Origin of the sequence: Streptomyces sp. NPDC048612 (assembly GCF_043199295.1) — a bacterium.
GTDB lineage: Bacteria > Actinomycetota > Actinomycetes > Streptomycetales > Streptomycetaceae > Streptomyces.
The window spans coordinates 115,871-134,917 of sequence record NZ_JBICVV010000015.1 but is presented as its reverse complement, the minus strand read 5'-3'; the positions used below and the strand labels follow the sequence as shown (position 1 = coordinate 134,917).

At 70.9% G+C, this 19,047-nt stretch carries 14 protein-coding genes and 1 pseudogene; 1 reads left to right on the top strand and 14 read right to left on the bottom strand.

Going from position 1 to position 19,047, the window contains the following annotated elements; genetic code table 11:
* The 4 genes and pseudogenes from ACGFN2_RS22860 to ACGFN2_RS22845 all read right to left on the bottom strand — a co-directional run.
* A pseudogene (locus tag ACGFN2_RS22860) lies at positions 1-328 on the bottom strand (hypothetical protein); the annotation flags it as partial.
* A gap of 48 nt (positions 329-376) precedes the next feature.
* Positions 377-931 (bottom strand): GNAT family N-acetyltransferase, encoded by a 555-nt coding sequence (locus ACGFN2_RS22855; protein ID WP_362606888.1) that lies wholly within the window; start codon positions 929-931, stop codon positions 377-379.
* Positions 932-1,086: 155 nt separating this feature from the next.
* Entirely contained in the window at positions 1,087-3,009 is a 1,923-nt protein-coding gene (locus tag ACGFN2_RS22850) for a TIGR03960 family B12-binding radical SAM protein (protein ID WP_362606891.1), read from the bottom strand.
* 156 nt (positions 3,010-3,165) lie between these two features.
* Positions 3,166-4,779 carry a CHAD domain-containing protein gene (locus ACGFN2_RS22845; RefSeq protein ID WP_393363238.1) on the bottom strand — a complete coding sequence of 538 codons (1,614 nt, stop codon included), beginning with the start codon at positions 4,777-4,779 and terminating at the stop codon, positions 3,166-3,168.
* A gap of 180 nt (positions 4,780-4,959) precedes the next feature.
* Here ACGFN2_RS22845 and ACGFN2_RS22840 point away from each other — a divergent pair, with 180 nt between their 5' ends.
* Positions 4,960-5,406, top strand: a complete 447-nt coding sequence (locus tag ACGFN2_RS22840; protein ID WP_362606897.1) for an ATP-binding protein — start codon at positions 4,960-4,962, stop codon at positions 5,404-5,406.
* Between the two features lie 7 nt (positions 5,407-5,413).
* On the opposite strand, the gene rodA is transcribed toward ACGFN2_RS22840, so the two are convergent.
* The 10 genes from rodA to ACGFN2_RS22790 form a co-directional block, all read right to left on the bottom strand.
* The gene (rodA, locus tag ACGFN2_RS22835) at positions 5,414-6,628 is read right to left on the bottom strand and encodes a rod shape-determining protein RodA (RefSeq protein WP_393363235.1); all 1,215 of its coding nucleotides are present in this window, start codon (positions 6,626-6,628) and stop codon (positions 5,414-5,416) included.
* Positions 6,625-8,775 (bottom strand): penicillin-binding protein 2, encoded by a 2,151-nt coding sequence (gene mrdA / locus ACGFN2_RS22830; RefSeq protein ID WP_362606902.1) that lies wholly within the window; start codon positions 8,773-8,775, stop codon positions 6,625-6,627. Before mrdA ends, rodA begins: the two co-directional genes overlap by 4 nt.
* A 48-nt stretch (positions 8,776-8,823) precedes the next feature.
* Complete coding sequence (gene mreD, locus ACGFN2_RS22825) at positions 8,824-9,537, bottom strand: rod shape-determining protein MreD (RefSeq protein ID WP_362606904.1); 714 nt, start codon at positions 9,535-9,537, stop codon at positions 8,824-8,826.
* Between the two features lie 3 nt (positions 9,538-9,540).
* The gene (gene mreC, locus ACGFN2_RS22820) at positions 9,541-10,473 is read right to left on the bottom strand and encodes a rod shape-determining protein MreC (protein ID WP_362606906.1); all 933 of its coding nucleotides are present in this window, start codon (positions 10,471-10,473) and stop codon (positions 9,541-9,543) included.
* A 241-nt stretch (positions 10,474-10,714) separates the two neighbouring features.
* Positions 10,715-11,734 carry a rod shape-determining protein gene (locus ACGFN2_RS22815; protein WP_003985182.1) on the bottom strand — a complete coding sequence of 340 codons (1,020 nt, stop codon included), beginning with the start codon at positions 11,732-11,734 and terminating at the stop codon, positions 10,715-10,717.
* Between the two features lie 294 nt (positions 11,735-12,028).
* Positions 12,029-12,442 carry a nucleoside-diphosphate kinase gene (gene ndk / locus ACGFN2_RS22810; RefSeq protein ID WP_362606908.1) on the bottom strand — a complete coding sequence of 138 codons (414 nt, stop codon included), beginning with the start codon at positions 12,440-12,442 and terminating at the stop codon, positions 12,029-12,031.
* A gap of 112 nt (positions 12,443-12,554) precedes the next feature.
* Entirely contained in the window at positions 12,555-12,920 is a 366-nt protein-coding gene (locus ACGFN2_RS22805; protein WP_393363231.1) for a DUF4233 domain-containing protein, read from the bottom strand.
* A gap of 2 nt (positions 12,921-12,922) precedes the next feature.
* Positions 12,923-14,437, bottom strand: a complete 1,515-nt coding sequence (locus tag ACGFN2_RS22800) for a folylpolyglutamate synthase/dihydrofolate synthase family protein (protein ID WP_362606913.1) — start codon at positions 14,435-14,437, stop codon at positions 12,923-12,925.
* A 133-nt stretch (positions 14,438-14,570) separates the two neighbouring features.
* Positions 14,571-16,025, bottom strand: a complete 1,455-nt coding sequence (locus ACGFN2_RS22795) for a peptidoglycan D,D-transpeptidase FtsI family protein (RefSeq protein WP_393363228.1) — start codon at positions 16,023-16,025, stop codon at positions 14,571-14,573.
* A 223-nt stretch (positions 16,026-16,248) separates the two neighbouring features.
* The gene (locus ACGFN2_RS22790) at positions 16,249-18,897 is read right to left on the bottom strand and encodes a valine--tRNA ligase (RefSeq protein WP_362606919.1); all 2,649 of its coding nucleotides are present in this window, start codon (positions 18,895-18,897) and stop codon (positions 16,249-16,251) included.
* Positions 18,898-19,047 lie beyond the last annotated feature (150 nt).

The following is a 19,047-nucleotide window of genomic DNA, read 5'->3' as shown; positions in this document are numbered from 1 at the left end:
GCACCAGCCAGGCGATCCCCCGCCCCACCGGCGCCAGCACATACCGGCCGAACCAGACCGCCGGTGCGACGACCAGCGTGCGCCAGGCCCATGCCACGGGAACGACGACGAGGGTGTGCCCCAGCCAGGCGAGGCCGCGGCCGACGGGGCGCAGCACGCTGCGGTGAACGGCCCGGCCGAGGGCGGCCAGCGCATCCCACACCAGGCGTACCGGCACCACGAGCACCAGCACCACGATCCGTACCGGAAGCCGGACCGCCGTGGTCAGACAGCCCTCGCCCGGCTCGTACCGCTCGGGCTCCCGCCGGTTCTTGTCCATGGGCTCCATCGGGCCCTCCCCCTTGTGTGCTTCGGTACGCCGGACGCGCCGTGGTGGCTACGGCCCGGCGGTGGCCGCGTCCCGGTGAATCCAGTACCGCAGCTTGTCGTCCCGCCGGTCCTCGAAGACCCCGCCGCAGGCCTCGATGACCTTACGTGAGGCGGTGTTGGTGTCATCGCAGGTGACCAGCACCGGGTCGATGCCCAGCTCGTCACGGGCCACCGGCAGCGCGGCGCGCAGCATCGCGGTGGCGTGGCCACGGCGGCGGGCCCCGGGCCGCACCCCGTAGCCGAGGTGTCCGCCCCAGGTGAGGAGGGACGGGGTGAGCCGGTGGCGGAAGGTGACGCGCCCCAGGTAGGTGTCGCCGTCCACCCACCAGCGGGTGCTCAGCGGAACCACACCGTCGGCGCGTTCGTGGTCCATGACCCCGCCGACCGTGCCGACGTACTCCGCGAAGCCGTCCGCCCTCGCCCAGCGGCCGCGCCAGGTCCGCAGCTCGTGGGCCATGTTCGAGTGCGGGACGGAGTCCGCGCCCTCGGCGAGGAACTCGTCCATCGCGGCGAGGAAGGAGGCGTGGACGGTGACGGTGGGGGCGATGAGCTGTGCGGGCATCGCCTCATTGTGCGTGAGCACGCCACGGCCCGGCCACCCGCGGTATGCGGAGGGCCGGGCCGAAGTGGCGTACGGAGAGCGCTACTTGACGATGCTCAGCGGGAGCAGCGGGTCACCCCCGCGTCAGCGGGGAACGGCCGTCGCTCCGGCCGAGGTCACTTCACCATCAGCGGCAGCAGCTTCTTGCCCGTCGGGCCGATCTGGATCTCGGTGTCCATCTGCGGGCAGACGCCGCAGTCGAAGCACGGGGTCCAGCGGCAGTCCTCGACCTCGGTCTCGTCGAGGGCGTCCTGCCAGTCCTCCCAGAGCCAGTCCTTGTCGAGGCCGGAGTCCAGGTGGTCCCAGGGCAGGACCTCCTCGTACTCCCGCTCACGGGTGGTGTACCAGGCGACGTCCACGCCGAAGCCGGGCAGCGTCTCCTCGGCGGCCTTCATCCAGCGGTCGTAGGAGAAGTGCTCGCGCCAGCCGTCGAAGCGGCCGCCGCCCTCGTAGACGGCGCGGATGACGGAGCCGACGCGGCGGTCGCCGCGCGAGAGCAGGCCCTCGACGATGCCGGGCTTGCCGTCGTGGTAGCGGAAGCCGATGGAGCGGCCGTACTTCTTGTCGCCGCGGATCTTGTCCCGGAGCTTTTCGAGACGGGCGTCCGTCTCCTCCGCGGACAGCTGCGGCGCCCACTGGAAGGGGGTGTGCGGCTTGGGGACGAAGCCGCCGATGGAGACCGTGCAGCGGATGTCGTTCTGACCGGAGGCCTTGCGGCCCTCGGCGATGACCTTGACGGCCATGTCGCCGATCTGGAGCACGTCCTCGTCGGTCTCGGTCGGCAGACCGCACATGAAGTACAGCTTCACCTGCCGCCAGCCGTTGCCGTAGGCCGTGGAGACGGTCCTGATCAGGTCCTCTTCGGAGACCATCTTGTTGATGACCTTGCGCATCCGCTCCGAGCCGCCCTCGGGCGCGAAGGTCAGACCCGAGCGACGGCCGTTGCGCGTCAGCTCGTTGGCGAGGTCGACGTTGAACGCGTCGACCCGGGTCGAAGGGAGCGACAGGCCGATCTTGTCTTCCTCGTACCGGTCGGCGAGCCCCTTGGCGATGTCGCCGATCTCGGTGTGGTCCGCGGAGGACAGCGACAACAGGCCGACCTCCTCGAATCCCGTGGCCTTCAGGCCCTTGTCCACCATGTCGCCGATGCCGGTGATGCTTCGCTCCCGTACGGGGCGCGTGATCATGCCGGCCTGGCAGAAACGGCAGCCGCGGGTGCAGCCACGGAAGATCTCGACCGACATCCGCTCGTGGACGGTCTCGGCCAGGGGGACGAGCGGCTGCTTGGGGTAGGGCCACTCGTCGAGGTCCATGACGGTGTGCTTGGACACCCGCCACGGGACGCCGGAGCGGTTCGGCACGACACGGGAGATCCGCCCGTCGGCCAGGTACTCGACGTCGTAGAACTTGGGGACGTACACGCTGCCGGTCTTCGCGAGGCGGAACAGCAGCTCGTCGCGGCCGCCGGGCCGGTCCTCGGCCTTCCAGGCGCGGATGATCTCGGTGATCTCCAGCACCGCCTGCTCGCCGTCGCCCACCACCGCGCAGTCCAGGAAGTCCGCGATCGGCTCGGGATTGAAGGCCGCATGGCCGCCCGCGAGGATGATCGGGTGGTCCTCGGTGCGGTCCTTGGACTCCATCGGGATACCGGCGAGGTCCAGGGCCGTGAGGAGGTTGGTGTAGCCCAGCTCGGTCGAGAAGGAGACGCCGAGCACGTCGAAGGCGCCGACGGGGCGGTGCGCGTCGACCGTGAACTGGGGGACGCCGTGCTCCCGCATCAGCGCTTCGAGGTCCGGCCACACGCTGTACGTGCGCTCGGCCAGTACGCCCTCGCGCTCGTTGAGGACCTCGTAGAGGATCATGACGCCCTGGTTGGGCAGACCGACCTCGTACGCGTCCGGGTACATGAGCGACCAGCGGACATCGCAGGAGTCCCAGTCCTTGACGGTGGAGTTCAGCTCACCGCCGACGTACTGAATGGGCTTCTGCACATGCGGGAGCAGGGCCTCGAGCTGCGGAAAGACCGACTCGGCAGACATCTCGTACCTTCGTGAGCTGGCAGGGGGCGACTCTCAAGCGTAACTGCTTCCAGCCACCCCTCTCGCACGGCCACCGGACGGCCCCGCGGCCGCGGGAAGTGCCCGGCGCCGGCGGCGCGCTGCCGTGCACCGGTCAGGCGGCCGGCCCCCGGCAGGTCACGGCCGGAGCGCGGCCCGGTGCCTGCGGCGCGAGGCCTTCCGCCACACGTGCGGCAGCGCCCGCTCCCGGTCCGCCGCCAGCGCCTCCTCGCGCCCGTACAGCAGGCCGAAGGTGAAGCCGCCCTCTCCGGCCTGCTGCGCCTGGGCCGCCAGCTCGCGCAGGGCGCCGCGCGCCACCACGCTGTCCTGGTGGTCGCCGAGCAGCTGCTGCACCCGCTTGGTCCGCTTGGTGAACTTCTTCGCCGGGCCGCCGAGCGCCGGGCGGGCCGCCTCCGCGGCGTAGCGGGTGCGCTTGGCCGCCTTGCGGGCGCCGTGCAGCGCCTCGTCCCGTTCCCGCCCGGCCGGTGCGGTCAGCGCGGTCTCCATCCGGCGGGCCAGCCGCCGGTGGTCCCTGAGTACGGCGGCGGCCACCGCCTCGGGCGCCGGACGGCCGGCGGCCCTGCGCAGCGGCGGGTCCGCCAGGAAGGCGTGCAGGGCCTCCAGCAGGGACAGATAGCGCGGCCCGTCCAGGGCGGCGAGCAGGCCGTCCCGCGCGCCGGCCCGGCGGCGTTCGGACCAGATGCGCAGCCGGGCGTCCACCGGGCCGAGCCGGAGCGCGGCGGGCGTCTCGTCCAGCGCGGCCCGGAGCCGTCCGGTCAGCACCTCGCGGTCCCGCTCCACCCCCAACTCCGCGGCCAGCCACTTGAGTTCGACGCCGAGGGGGCGGGTGGCGGTGCGGTCGAGGACCCTGGTGTACGAGCGGAAGAGGCTGCGCAGCCGGCGGGTGGCGACCCGCATCTGGTGCACCGCGTCGGGCAGGTCGCGCCGTACCGCGGGGTCCAGCTCGATGATCGCCCGGACCTGGTCGCGGGCGTAGCGCAGAACGACGTCCCCGGCGGTCCGGGCCTTCTGCGGCTCCTCCGGCTCCTCCGCCTCCTCCGGCTCCTCCGCCTTCTTCCGGCCCTTGCCGCCCGCGCCCTTGCCGTTGGCCTTGGCCTTGGCCGCGCCCTGCCCCGTCTCGGCCAGGGCACGGGCCAGCTTCGACGCCGCGGAGGCGGGGCGCACCCCCGCCGCGGCCAGGGCCCGGCCGATCTCGTCCAGCAGCCCGGTGCCGCCCCGCCCGAGCAGCTCCACCTCGATCTCGCGCCAGCGGGCCTTGGCGGGCCCCGGGCCGGTCTTCCCCGCCTCGGCGCCGTCGAGCCGCCACGCGCGCACCACGTCCTCGGCCACCTCCGCGAGCGGCGCGCCCGCGGCGTCCCGCAGCACCCGGACCGTGCGCCGGGTCCGCAGCCGTACGAGCGGGAGCAGTTCCCGGTCCAGCGTGCGGGAGCGGACGAGGGCGGTGAGTTCGGCGGGGGGCGCCTCGGAGAGCGGGGCCCGCAGTTCGTCGCGCACCCCCGGGGCGACCGGCAGTTTCAGGTGCCATCCGGCGTCCTTGCCGCCGGTACGCCGGCGGAGGGTGAGGCCGTCGGCGGCGAGGTGCCGGCCGGCGGTGTCGTAGTAGACGGCGTCGAGTTCCTCGGTGCCCGCCTCCTCCACGGCGGCGACCCGGTCGACACCGGTCAGGTCGGGCAGCCGGGTGCCGTCGTCGGCCTCGTACTTCCGCTCGATCTCCCGCACGGTGTCCGCCATGCATCGAATCTAGTCACGTCTCCCGGCCGCGACCACCCGCCCGGAGCGGGCAGCTGCCGAGGGGCCGGAATCCGCCGGAGCGGGTGGCACGCGCCGCACGGCGTGACTTACTGTGCGTGATGAGCCCGCCACGCTGAGTGGTATCGGGCGCACTCGACCCCTTCGGGGAGGGAGACACCCGTGCACCCCCAGACCGCACCCGTCACCCGGACACCCATCCGCGTCCCGGCAGGCGCCCGTTCGCATCTGCTGACCACACCGAGCAGCCCCACCGCCCCGAAGGCGGCCCGCGACTTCGTCCGCGCGGTGCTGCGCCGCACCCCCCTCGCCCCGCTCATCGACACCGCGGTGCTGCTCACCTCGGAGGCGGTGACCAGCTCCCATCTGCGGACGCCGCGGTCCGCCGACATCCTGCTGCGGTTGCTGACCACCGGGCACGGGCTGCGGATCAGCGTGCACGACGAGGCGCCGGTGCGGATTCCCCGGCCGGCCGCGGCGCCCGGGGAGCCGGAGGAAGATCACGGGCTGCTGCTGACCGGGCGGCTCGCCGACGACTGGGGCACGACGCCGTTCGGCGGCGTGCCGCGGTCCGCCTCCCTCTGGTTCGAGCTGCGCCTGGGACGGTGAGACGGCGTCAGCGGGAGGCGGACAGCGGGCGCTGCACCCGGATCGACTGGAGCAGCCCGATCGCGATCCAGACCGCGAACATGGACGTGCCGCCGTAGGAGACGAACGGCAGCGGGAGGCCGGTGACGGGCATGATCCCGAGGGTCATGCCGATGTTCTCGAAGGCCTGGAAGGCGAACCACGCGATGATGCCGGCGGCCACGACCGTGCCGTACAGCTCGGTGGACTCGCGGGCGATCCGGCAGGCGCGCCACAGCACGATGCCGAGCAGCACGATGATCAGGCCCGCGCCCAGGAAGCCGAGTTCCTCACCGGCGACGGTGAAGATGAAGTCCGTCTGCTGTTCGGGGACGAACTGGCCGGTGGTCTGGCTGCCGTGGAAGAGGCCCGAGCCGGTCAGTCCGCCGCCGCCGATCGCGATCCGGGCCTGGTTGGTGTTGTAGCCGACGCCGGCCGGGTCGAGGCTCGGGTTGGCGAAGGCGGCGAAGCGGGCGATCTGGTAGTCGTCGAGCAGTCCGAGCTGCCAGACCGCGACACAGCCGACGACTCCGGTGCCGACCAGGCCGAGAATCCAGCGGTTGGAGGAGCCGGAGGCGAGCAGCACACCGAGGATGACGGCGCCGAGCACCATCACCGAGCCGAGGTCGGGCATCAGCATGATGACGGCCACGGGGACGGCGGCGAGGCCGAGGGCCTGGACGACGGTGCGGTGGTCGGGGTGCGGGCGGTCCCCCGCGTCGACCCGGGACGCCAACAGCATCGCCATGCCCAGCGTGATGGTGATCTTGGCGAACTCGGCGGGCTGGAGGGAGAAGCCGCCGGGGATCGCCAGCCAGGAACGGGAGCCGTTGATGGTGGCGCCCAGCGGGGTCAGCACCAGCAGCGCCAGCACGACCGAGAGGGCGTACATCACGGGGACGGCGCCGCGCAGCGTCCGGTGGCCGAGCCAGATGGTGCCGCCGGCCAGCGCGAGGCCGATCCCGAGGTTGAGCAGATGGTGCAGGAAGAAGTAGTACTCGTCGCCCTTGTTGAGTTCGGTGCGGTTGCGGGTGGCGGAGAACACCAGCAGCGAGCCGATCAGCGACAGCAGCAGGCAGGACAGCAGCAGTATCCAGTCCAGCTTGCGCAGCACCGAGTCACGCGCCGTCAGCTTGCCCCAGGTGCCGAGCTCGGGGGTGTAGCGCCGGATCGAGAACGCCCGGGAGGTGTGGCTGGTCGTCATCGTGGGCTCTCCGATGCGGACGGCGACGGCGACGGCGGGACATAGGGCTTGATGGGCTGGGACTGGATGGCGCCATCACTTTCGATCTTGGGCAGCTTGGCCTCCGGCTTGGGGAGCAGCGCGGCCTTGGGGTCGATGCCGCCCTTCTCGTCGACTCCGTACAGGGCGTTGTAGATGTTGCGCACGGCGGGCCCGGAGGCGCCGGAGCCGGTACCACCCTGGGCGATGGTCATGACGATCGTGTAGTCCTTGGTGTACGTCGCGAACCACGAGGTGGTCTGCTTGCCGTAGACCTCGGCCGTACCGGTCTTGGCGTGCATCGGGATCTTGTCCTGCGGCCAGCCGCCGAACCGCCAGGCGGCGGTGCCGCGGGTGGCGACACCGGCGAGGGCGCTGTCCATCTGCCCGAGGGTCTTCTGCGAGACCGGCAGCTTGCCGTGCGAGGTGGGCTTGACCCGCTGGATGTGCTTGCCGTCGGGGCTGACGACGGCCTTGCCGACGGTGGGGTCGTAGAGCGTGCCGCCGTTGCTGATCGCGCCGTAGATGGCCGCCATCTGGATCGGGGTGACGAGGGTGTCGCCCTGGCCGATGGCGTAGTTGATCGAGTCGTAGGCGTGCAGCTTCATGCCCTCCAGGCAGCCCTCCCGGGCGAGCTTGGTGCCGAAGTCCTTCTTCTTGGGCCAGGCCTTGGCCTGTTCGCACCAGCCGGCCTTGTTGGCCTTCCAGAAGTCGTTCTTCCACTTGCGGTCGGGGACCCGGCCGCGGACCTCGTTCGGGAGGTCGATTCCGGTCTCCTTGCCGAGGCCGAACTGGTGGGCGGTCTTGTAGAACCAGTTCTTGGCGTCCTTCTTCGGCTTGTCCCCGCCGTCCTTGCGCCACTCGTCGTGCGAGAGCCGGTAGAAGACGGTGTCGCAGGAGACCTCCAGCGCGCGGCCGAGGCTGATCGCGCCGTGGCTCTGCGACTCGAAGTTCTTGAAGACCTGGCCGCCGATGCTGTACGAGCTGGTGCAGGGGTAGTGGCCGTTGAAGTCGTAGCCCGCGTTGACCGCGGCCGCGGTCGAGATGACCTTGAAGATCGAGCCGGGGGCCGCCTGGCCCTGGATGGCGCGGTTCAGCAGCGGGTAGTTGGAGTCCTTGCCGGTGAGGCGGCCGTAGTCCTTGCCGGAGATCCCGCCGACCCAGGCGTTGGGGTCGTAGGACGGGTTGGAGGCCATCGCCACCACCCGGCCGGTCTTCGCCTCCATGACGACGACGGCACCGGAGTCGGCCTTGTAGTTGGTGCCGGTGTTCTTGTCGTGCTCCTTGCGGGCGTCCTTCATGGCCTGGTCCAGCTGCTTCTCCGCCAGGGCCTGCACCCGGGCGTCGATGCTGGTGACGACGCTGGCGCCGGCCCGGCCCTTCTCGCTCTTCGCCTGGCCGATGACCCGGCCGAGGTTGTCGACCTCGTAGCGGGTGACGGCGGCCTTGCCGCGCAGCGCGTCGTCGTACGTCCGCTCCAGACCGGACCGGCCGATCTGGTCGGAGCGCAGCAGCGGTGAACGGCTGTGCTCGGCCTTCTTGATCTCCGCGTCGGTGACCGGTGAGAGGTAGCCGAGGACCTGGGCGGTGTTGGCCTTGCCCGGGGCGGCGTAGCGGCGCACGGCGGTGGGCTCGGCGCTGATGCCGGGGAAGTCCTCGGAGCGCTCGCGGATCTGGAGGGCCTGCTGGGTGGTGGCCTCGTCGGTGATCGGGATCGGCTGGTAGGGCGAGCCGTTCCAGCAGGGCTGCGGCGTCTTGGCGTCGCAGAGCCGGACCTTGTTGCGGATCTCCTTCTCGGACAGGCCGAGCACCTTGGCCAGCCGGCCGAGCACGGCCTTGCCGTCGTCCTTCATCTTCAGCAGCTCGGTACGGCTGGCCGACACCACCAGACGGGTCTGGTTGTCGGCCAGCGGCACGCCGCGCGCGTCGAGGATCGAGCCGCGGGTGGCGGGCTCGATGACCTGCTGGACGTGGTTGTTCCTCGCCTCGGTGGCGTACTCCGTGCCGTTGCGGATCTGCAGATACCAGAGCCGTCCGCCGAGGGTGAGCAGCAGCGAGAAGACCAGGATCTGGATCGCGATGAGCCGGACGCTCACCCGGGAGGTCCGGGATTCCGGGAGATTACTCATGGCGCGCCGCGCCTCCATGAGGGGTCGTGGTCGTGGGGCGGGAGAGCGTCACAGCCGCTTGACCCCCTTGATACGGCCCACCTTGTCGCGGGCCGACTTGCCGAGCAGACCGCCGCGCTGGCTGCCGATGCGGGCCCCCGAGCGCACGGACTTCATGGCGCCGCGGCTGGCCTTGAGGCCGGTGCCGGTGGTGAGCCAGCCGTAGCCGGAGGTGCCGCCGGAACCGCCGGCGCCGCTGGTGCCGTCGCCGGTCAGCGGATCGCCCTCGGTTCTGCGCGCCGCGGCCATCACCAGCGGGACCACGAACGGGGCCAGCAGCAGGTCGTAGAGGGTGGCGCTGAGCAGCAGTCCGACGATGCCGACGTGCCGGGCCGCGGTGTCGCCGACCAGCGCGCCGACGCCCGCGTACATCAGCGTCGAGCCGATCGCGGCGCCGATGACGACGATCAGCGGCAGCGTCGCCGAGCGGTGCCGCCCGGACTCCGGCCGGGTCAGGCCCGCCGCGTAGCCGATGACGCAGAGCACCAGCGCATAGCGGCCGACGGCGTGGTCGGACGGCGGGGCGAGGTCGGCCAGCAGCCCGGCGAAGAAGCCGATGAGCGCGCCGCCGACATGGCCGTAGACCAGCGCCAGACCGACCACCACGAGCAGCAGCAGATCCGGTACCGCGCCGGGCAGTTGGAGTCTGGCGAGGATGGTGACCTGGATGACGAGGGCGACGACCACCAGCGGGGCGGAGAGCAGAATCCGGTTGATGCGCATCGGTCAGCTCCTGGGGGAGGCGCTCGCGGAGGGGGTGGCCGTGACGGTGACCGTCGGCGTCGGCTTGGGCTTGGCCGGCTGGGGCGGCAGCACCGTGTCGCGCGGGTCCTCCCGGGGCGGCTGCACGACGACGCCGACGATGTCGAGCTGGGAGAAGCCGACGAAGGGCCGGACCTGGAGGGTGCGGGTCAGATCGCCGTTGAACGGCTCGACCCGGACGACCCTGCCGACGGGCACGCCGGGCACGAACGGCTTGTCCTTGCTGGAGCCGAAGGTGACCAGACGGTCGCCCTTCTTGATGTTGGCCCGGCCGTTGAGGAGCTGCACCCGCATCGAGCGGACGCCCTGCCCGTTGGCGAAGCCGATCTCGTTGGTCTTCTCCATGCGGGTGCCGACGGTGAAGTCCGGGTCGGCGGCCAGCAGGACGGTGGAGGTGTCGGCGCCGACGGTGGTGATCCGGCCGACCAGACCGTCGCCGTTGAGCACGGTCATGTCGCGGCGGATGCCGTCACGGCTGCCGGCGTCGATGGTGACGGTCCAGGAGAAGCCCTGGGCCGAGCCGATGGCGATGACCTGGGCGCCCTTGATGGCGTACTGGCCGGTGCCCGCGGTCTTGAGGATCTTGTCGAGCTCGGCGGCGCGGCTGCGGTTCCGGTCGGAGGAGCCGAGCTTGGCCTTCAGCGCCTCGTTCTCGTGCTCCAGCTTGCTGATCCGGGTGTGCCGGCGGCCGGAGTCCCGTACGGCACCGACCGCGTGGCCGACCGGGTCGACGACGCGGGCGACGCCGCTCTCGACCGGGCCGAAGGCGGAGGCGGCGGCTTGCCGGGCGCCATCGAGCGGGGACTGTTCGCCGCCGCGGATATCGACCGTGATCAGCGCGAACGCGATCGCGACCAGCAGCACCAGCAGCAGCCGGCTCTCTCGTGTGTCCCTCACGTGCGGCGGCCGTGTCCTTCCTCGTAGGACCGGCCGGCTGCGGGCCCCGCCGGTCTCGTTCGGGAGTTGAGCGTTGTGCCTGTGACGGTGCCGGACGGTGGAGCGTCAGTCACCGTGTCTGTCGGGACCTTGTGCTGTCCCTCGGCCGGTCCGGCGGACGGACCGGCCGCTGCCGCCGGGGTCGCCGGCTGTCCCGTCCACCGCCTGGCGGCGGCGGTACGGGCCGGTTCCCCCGGCCGTGCTACCTGCGCGGCTGGGAGTCGAGGACCTGCTGGAGCGCCTCGAACTCCTCGACGCACTTGCCGGAGCCGAGCGCGACGGAGTCGAGCGGGTCCTCGGCGATGTGGATGGGCATACCGGTCTCGCGGCGCAGCCGCTCGTCGAGGCCGCGCAGCAGGGCGCCGCCACCGGTGAGCACGATGCCGCGGTCCATGACGTCACCGGACAGCTCCGGCGGGCACTTGTCGAGGGTCGTCTTGACCGCGTCGACGATGGAGTTGACCGGCTCCTCGATGGCCTTGCGCACCTCGGCGGCCGAGATGACCACGGTCTTCGGGAGGCCGGAGACCAGGTCGCGGCCGCGGATCTCGGTGTGCTCGTCCTGTTCGAGGTCGTACGCCGAGCCGATGGTGATCTTGATGCTCTCGGCGGTGCGCTCGCCCAGCAGAAGGCTGTACTCCTTCTTGATGTGCTGGATGATCGCGTTGTCCAGCTCGTCGCCGGCCACCCGGATGGACTGCGCGGTGACGATGCCGCCGAGCGAGATGACCGCGACCTCGGTGGTGCCGCCGCCGATGTCCACGACCATGTTGCCGGTGGCCTCGTGGACCGGCAGACCGGAGCCGATCGCCGCAGCCATCGGCTCCTCGATGATGTGGACCTGGCGCGCGCCGGCCTGGGTCGAGGCCTCGATCACCGCGCGGCGCTCCACTCCGGTGATACCGGAGGGGACGCACACCACGACCCGCGGACGGGCCAGGTAGCGCCGCTTGTGGATCTTGAGGATGAAGTAGCGGAGCATCCGCTCGGTGATCTCGAAATCGGCGATCACGCCGTCTTTCAGGGGCCGTACGGCGACGATGTTGCCGGGCGTGCGCCCGATCATCTTCTTCGCCTCAGCACCCACCGCGAGAATCCCGCCGGTGTTGGTGTTGATGGCCACGACCGACGGCTCGTTGAGGACGATTCCGCGGCCCCTGACGTACACCAGCGTGTTGGCGGTCCCGAGGTCGACAGCCATGTCACGGCCGATGAACGACATGTTGTTCCCCATGAGGATACGTCTGGCCTTCCCAACTGGAGCGAATGCTTACTGGAGGTCGGCAGGAGGTGATGCGCTGTGAGGCGCGGAAGCCTCCATCGTAGTTCGTAGTAGGCCCACTCGAACACGTCGGGAGGCTGTTCCGCCATTGTCAGCCGTACACGCACCCGCCCCCCTCAATGGTGACGTCGTGTCGCGGTGATGCGTTCCCCCGATCGTGTCGTATACACCAAAGGGCGACCGATGATTTCTTCGGTCGCCCCAGGTCACGGGGGGTGCACAGCTGATGATGTGTCAGGAAATGCCCGGGAAGAAAATCTTGATCTCGCGCTCTGCGGACTCTTCGGAATCCGATGCATGGATCAGATTCTCCCGGGTGATCGTTCCGAAGTCCCCACGAATGGACCCACTCGGCGCGGCAATCGGGTCAGTCGGACCGGCCAGCATCCGGACGCCCTCGATCACCCGCTCGCCCTCGACGACCATCGAGACGACCGGACCGGAGGACATGAACTGGACCAGCGGCTCGTAGAACGGCTTGCCGACGTGCTCCCCGTAGTGCTGCTCCAGGAGTTCGCGGTCCAGGCCGCGCAGTTCCAGCGCGCTGATCGTCCAGCCGGCCTTCTTCTCGATACGGCCGATGATCTCGCCGATCAGACCCCGCTTGACGGCGTCGGGCTTGAGGAGGACGAGGGTGCGCTGGCTCACGAAGGGACTCCCTGGATATGAACAATGGTCAGCGGGTGCACTGAGGCTACATGGGGGACACCCCGCCGTACGGCGCAGCCCCCGGCCCGCGGAACGCCCCGCGGAGCGGGTGTCAGGCCGGCTCGCCGGCGGGCTCGCCGGACGCCTCGGACTGCGCCGCCCAACGGGCCTTCGCCTCATCGATCTTGCGGCCGAAGTGGACCGACGCCCACCACAGGGCGGCGAAGACCGCGCCCAGGAAGAACATCGTCGGCACCACGAAGCCGCCGGCGATCAGGGCGCCCTGCAGCGCCCAGCCGAGCGCGACGCCACCCGGACGGCCCAGCATCCCGCACAGCAGCAGGCTCAGCAGCATCCCGATCCCGCTGACCGTCCAGACCGTGACCGCCGGAAGCTCGGTCATCTGCATCGCGACCAGACCGGCGAAGCCGATCACGAAGAATTCGCCTATCAGAGTGCTGGCACACAGCGTGCGCACGGTCAGCCCCTTCCCATCAGCAGTCGGGCCTCGCCGACGGTGATCACCGAGCCGGTCACCAGCACACCGGCGCCGGAGTACTCGCCCTCCTCCTCGGCGAGGGTGATCGCCGCCTCCAGGGCGTCGTCGAGCCGCGGCTCGACCTGGACCCGGTCGGCGCCGAAGACCTCGACGGCGACGGCCGCCAGCTCGTCCGGGTCCATCGCACGATGGCTGGAATTGCGCGTCACCACGACCTCGGCGAAGACCGGCTCGAAGGCCTCCAGGAGGCCCCGTACGTCCTTGTCGCCGCTGGCGCCGACCACGCCGACCAGCCGGCTGAAGCCGAACGCCTCGGTGACCGCCTCGGCCGCGGCCCGCGCCCCCGCGGGGTTGTGCGCCGCGTCCAGCACGACCGTCGGGCTGCGGCGCACGACCTCCATCCGGCCGGGCGAGCTGACGGCGGCGAACGCGGAGCGGAGAGTGTCGATGTCGAGGGTGCGGGCGTGCTCCGAACCGACGCCGAAGAACGCCTCGACCGCGGCGAGCGCCACCGCGGCGTTGTGCGCCTGGTGGGCGCCGTACAGCGGGAGGAAGATCTCGGGGTACTCGCCGCCCAGTCCGCGCAGCGTCAGCATCTGCCCGCCGACCGCGACCTCACGGGAGAGCACCCCGAACTCCATGCCCTCACGGGCGACCGTGGCGTCCACCTCGACCGCGCGCTTGAGCATCACCGACGCCGCGTCCACCGGCTGCTGGGCCAGCACGACCGTGGCGTCCTTCTTGATGATCCCGGACTTCTCCCCGGCGATCTGCTCGGGCGTCTCCCCCAGCCGGTCGGTGTGGTCCAGCGAGATCGGGGTGACCACGGCGACATCGCCGTCGATGACGTTCGTCGCGTCCCAGGTCCCGCCCATGCCGACCTCGACGACCGCGACGTCCACGGGGCTGTCCGCGAAGGCGGCGTACGCCATCGCCGTCAGCACCTCGAAGAACGACAGGCGGTACTCCTCCCGGCTGTCGACCATCTCCACGTACGGAGCGATGTCCCGGTACGTCTCGATGAAGCGCTCGGCGGAGATCGGGCCGCCGTCCAGGCTGATCCGCTCGGTGATGGACTGGACGTGCGGGCTGGTGTAGCGGCCGGTGCGCAGGTCGAAGGCGGTCAGCAGGGCCTCGATCATGCGGGCGGTGCTGGTCTTGCCGTTGGTACCGGTGATGTGGATCGAGGGGTAGGCACGCTGCGGCGAGCCGAGGATGTCCAGCAGCGCCGCGATGCGCTGCACCGACGGGTCGAGCTTGGTCTCACCCCAGCGGCCCGCCAGCTCCTCCTCGACGGCGCGCAGCGCGCGGTCGACCTCGGGGTCGGCCGGCCGGGTGGGAATCCCGTCCCCCTGCGGCGGCCCGGCCTGGGCGCGCAGGGTCCGGCTGCCGGCCTCGATCACGGCAAGATCCGGGTCACGGTCGGTCTCGGCCTCGACCATGTCGTCGAAGGCGTCGGTCGGGTCGGGGTCGTCGTTCTGGGGGCGCTCGCTCACGCCGACCAGTCTACGAGGCACCTGTGACAGCGGTGCGCTGCGTTGCCCCCTGCCGGTCCGGAGCCGTGGCCGGGCGGCGGCACGCCGGGTCCGCGCCCCGGCGTGCGCCCCCGCGCCGGGGCCCGGCCGGCGCCTACGGCAGCGCCGCCTTCATCATCGCCCGCGCGGTCGGGGCCGCCAGCCCGTTGCCGGAGACCTCGTTGCGGGCGGCGTGCCCGTCCTCGACCATGACGGCCACCGCCACCCGGTGCCCCTTGCCGTCCTCGGCGTACGAGACGAACCAGGCGTAGGGCGTACCGCTGTTGTCGACGCCGTGCTGGGCGGTGCCGGTCTTGCCGCCCACGGTCAGTCCGCCGATCTTCGCGGCGGAACCGGTGCCCTTGTCCACCACCGTCTGCATCGCCGACCGCAGCTGCGCGGCCGTGCGCCCCGACATGGTCCGGCCGTCGCGATAGCTCTTCGGGCCGTAGTCCTGGACGGTGTTGCCGCCGCCGTCGGTCAGCTTGTCGACCAGCTGCGGGGTCTTCAGCTCGCCGCCGTTCGCGATGGCCGAGGTGACCATCGCCATCTGCAGCGGGGTCGCCTGGTCGTCGAACTGCCCGATTCCGGACAGCGCGGTCTGCGCCTCGTCCATGTCCGTGGGGTAGACGCTCTTGCCGGCCCGTACCGGGGTGTCCACCTCGCCGTCGTTGAAGCCGAACTTCTCGGCCTGCGCCTTGACCTTGTCCTTGCCCAGGTCGACGGCCATCTTCGCGAAGACGGTGTTGCAGGAGTACTGGAGCGCGGTGCGGATGTCCGCGTTCTTGCAGGGTGCGGCCTTGTTCTCGTTGGTCAGCTCGGTGCGGGTGCCGGGGAGGGTGTACGGGTCGGGGCTCTTGGTGGGCTCGTCCACCGAGGAGTACAGCCCGTCCTCCAGCGCGGCAGCGGCGACCACCAGCTTGAAGGTGGAGCCGGGCGGCAGCGGCTGCCGCAGCGCCCGGTTGACCTCCGGGTGGTCGGCGTCGCCGGACATCTTCCGCCACGCCTCCTGGTCGCCGGAGCCGGACCCGGCGAACGACCCCGGGTCGTACGACGGGGTGCTGACCATGCCCAGAATCCGCCCGGTGTCCGGGTCCATGGCGACGGCGGCGCCCTTCTTGCCGCCCAGCGCCCGGTAGCCCGCCTTCTGCACCCGGGCGTCGATGGTGGTGGCCACGTCGCCGGCCTTGGGCCGGCTGCGGGACAGGGCGTCGGCGGGGCTCTGCAGCCGGCTGTCGGAGCCGTCCAGCACATCGCCGTACAGGTTCTCCAGCTGGTTGCTGCCGAAGATCTGCGAGCTGAAGCCGGTGACCGGCGCGTACAGCGGGCCGTCCTTGGAGGTCCGCTTGTACTTCAGGGTGTCGGAGGTGGCGGCGGAGCCGGTGACCGGCTCCCCGCCGACGAGGATATTGCCCAGGGGCGCGGAGTACTTGCCGATGGCGACCCGCGGATTGTGCGGGTCGTCCTTGTAGTCGCTCGCCTTGGCGCCCTGGAGCCAGGTAGCCCAGCCCATCAGCGCGACGATCAGGGCCAGACAGAAGACCGCGGCCCGTCGCAGGGGTTTGTTCATCGGGCGCGGCTCCTCCGGGACGGGACGTGCGGCGCCGCCGGAACGACGGCTTCCGCCCCACCGTGCCTCGGCCAGATGAGAGCCCGATGAGAACGGCCGGACCATGGGGCGGAGCCCCTCGCCGAGCGTCCGGCCGGGCCGTGACCCGGACCCGGCCGACCCCGCCCGGGAACGGCTCAGGCCCCCGCCCGTACGGACGAGGGGCCTGCGGAGTCCGCCGCCGTTACGCCTTCGGCAGCGCCGCGAGCTGCGCGGTGATCCGGACGATGTCCGCCTCCGCGGTCTCCAGCCGGCCGCGGATCTTGTCCACGACCTTCTCCGGCGCCTTGGCCAGGAACGCCTCGTTGCCGAGCTTGCCGGTGGCCTGCGCCTTCTCCTTCTCGGCCGCGCCCAGGTCCTTCGTCAGGCGCTTGCGCTCCGCCTCGACATCGATGGTGCCGGACAGGTCCAGGGCGACCGTGGCGCCCGCGACCGGCAGCGAGGCGGTGGCGCTGAAGCCGTCACCGGCCGGCTGGAGCCGCAGCAGCGAGCGCATCGCGGCCTCGTGCGCGGCCAGCTCCGTGCCGGACAGGTCCAGCTGGGCGGGGACCTTCTGGCCCGGCTGGAGCCCCTGGTCCGAGCGGAACCGGCGGACCTCGGTCACGACCTGCTGAACGGTCTCGATCTCCCGCTCCGCCGCCGCGTCCCGGAAGCCGCCCGGGGCCTCGGCCCCAGGAATGACCACAGCCTTCGGCCAGTCGGCGATCACGACCGACTCGCCGCCGGTCAGCGCCGTCCACAGGGTCTCGGTGACGAACGGGACGACCGGGTGCAGCAGCCGCAGGGTGACGTCCAGGACCTCGCCCAGCACCCGGCGCGAGGCGTCGGCGGCCGGGCCGCCCGCCATGAAGGTGGTCTTGGACAGCTCGACGTACCAGTCGAAGACCTCGTCCCAGGCGAAGTGGAACAGGGTGTCCGACAGCTTCGCGAACTGGTAGTCGTCGTAGTACGCGTCGACCTCGGCGACGACGGAGTTCAGCCGGGACAGAATCCACCGGTCGGTCGCCGACAGCTGCTCGGCGGGCGGGAGTTCGCCCTCCACCGTCGCACCGTTCATCAGCGCGAAGCGGGTGGCGTTCCAGATCTTGTTGGCGAAGTTGCGGGAGCCCTGGACCCAGGCCTCGCCGATCGGGACGTCGACACCGGGGTTGGCGCCGCGGGCGAGCGTGAACCGGACGGCGTCCGAACCGTACTCGTCCATCCAGTCCAGCGGGTTGACCGCGTTCCCGAAGGACTTGGACATCTTCTTGCCGAGCTGGTCGCGGACCATGCCGTGCAGCGCGATGGTGTGGAACGGCGGGGTGCCGTCCATCGCGTACAGCCCGAACATCATCATCCGGGCGACCCAGAAGAAGAGGATGTCGTAGCCGGTGACCAGGACGGAGTTCGGATAGAACTTCTCGACGCTCGGGGTCTGCTCGGGCCAGCCGAGCGTGGAGAACGGCCACAGGCCGGAGGAGAACCAGGTGTCCAGGACGTCGGTGTCCTGGTGCCAACCCTCGCCGCTCGGCGGCTCCTCGTCCGGTCCGACGCAGACGACCTCGCCGTCCGGGCCGTACCAGACCGGGATGCGGTGGCCCCACCACAACTGCCGCGAGATGCACCAGTCGTGGAGGTTGTCGACCCAGCCGAAGTAGCGGGACTCCATCTCCTTGGGGTGGATCTTGACCTTGCCGTCGCGGACCGCGTCGCCCGCGGCCTTCGCCAGCGGGCCGACCTTGACCCACCACTGCATGGACAGCCGCGGCTCGATGGTGGTCTTGCAGCGCGAGCAGTGCCCGACGGAGTGGGTGTACGGGCGCTTCTCGGCGACGATCCGGCCCTCGGCGCGCAGTGCGCCGACGATCGCGGAACGGGCCTCGAAGCGGTCCAGGCCCTGGAAGGGGCCGTGCGCCGTGATGACACCGCGCTCGTCGAGCACGGCGAGGTTGGGCAGCTCGTGCCGGCGGCCGATCTCGAAGTCGTTCGGGTCGTGGGCCGGGGTGACCTTGACCGCGCCGGTGCCGAACTCCGGGTCGACGTGCTCGTCGGCGACGACCGGGATACGGCGGCCGGTCAGCGGGAGTTCGATCTCGGTGCCGACGAGGTGGGCGTAGCGCTCGTCCTCCGGGTGGACGGCGACCGCGGTGTCACCGAGCATCGTCTCGGCCCGGGTCGTCGCCACGACAATGGAGGCGTCGCCCTCCCCATACCGGATGGAGACCAGCTCGCCGTCGTCGTCCTGGTACTCCACCTCGATGTCCGAGATGGCGGTCAGGCAGCGCGGGCACCAGTTGATGATGCGCTCGGCGCGGTAGATCAGCTCGTCGTCGTGGAGCCGCTTGAAGATCGTCTGGACGGCCTTGGACAGGCCCTCGTCCATCGTGAACCGCTCGCGCGACCAGGCGACCCCGTCGCCCAGTCGTCGCATCTGGCCCGAGATCTGTCCGCCGGACTCGCCCTTCCACTGCCAGACCCGCTCGACGAACTCCTCACGGCCCAGGTCCTGCCGGGAGGCGCCTTCCTTGGCCAGCTCGCGCTCGACGACGTTCTGGGTGGCGATACCGGCGTGGTCCATGCCCGGCTGCCAGAGGGTCTCGTAGCCCTGCATGCGCTTACGGCGGGTGAGCGCGTCGATGAGGGTGTGCTCGAAGGCGTGCCCCAGGTGCAGGGAGCCGGTGACGTTCGGGGGCGGGATGACGATGGTGTACGGCGGCTTCTCGCTCTTCTCGTCCGCCTCGAAGTAGCCCCGCTCTACCCAGCGCTCGTACAGCGGCCCCTCTACGTCGGCCGGCGTGTACTGAGTCGGCAGTTCGGGGGCGCTGTGGTTGCTCTGCTGAGTGTTCTCGGTCACGACGGACAGTGTACGGGCGCGCATGTAGCAGCTTCGAATCGGTTTCGCCCCCGGAGCAACGGATGTCAGCGGCGTCGTACAGGATGTCGGCAGCGCACAAGCAGCACGCAGAACTTCACACGCAGAACTCAACTGAATTCAGTTGTCACG

Coding starts and splice junctions, on each gene's coding strand:
- ACGFN2_RS22855 (WP_362606888.1), bottom strand. CDS start 931: ATGCCCGCACAGCTCATCGCCCCCACCGTCACCGTCCACGCCTCCTTC.
- ACGFN2_RS22850 (WP_362606891.1), bottom strand. CDS start 3,009: ATGTCTGCCGAGTCGGTCTTTCCGCAGCTCGAGGCCCTGCTCCCGCAT.
- ACGFN2_RS22845 (WP_393363238.1), bottom strand. CDS start 4,779: ATGGCGGACACCGTGCGGGAGATCGAGCGGAAGTACGAGGCCGACGAC.
- rodA (WP_393363235.1), bottom strand. CDS start 6,628: ATGACGACCAGCCACACCTCCCGGGCGTTCTCGATCCGGCGCTACACC.
- mrdA (WP_362606902.1), bottom strand. CDS start 8,775: ATGAGTAATCTCCCGGAATCCCGGACCTCCCGGGTGAGCGTCCGGCTC.
- mreD (WP_362606904.1), bottom strand. CDS start 9,537: ATGCGCATCAACCGGATTCTGCTCTCCGCCCCGCTGGTGGTCGTCGCC.
- ACGFN2_RS22815 (WP_003985182.1), bottom strand. CDS start 11,734: ATGTCGTTCATCGGCCGTGACATGGCTGTCGACCTCGGGACCGCCAAC.
- ACGFN2_RS22795 (WP_393363228.1), bottom strand. CDS start 16,025: ATGAACAAACCCCTGCGACGGGCCGCGGTCTTCTGTCTGGCCCTGATC.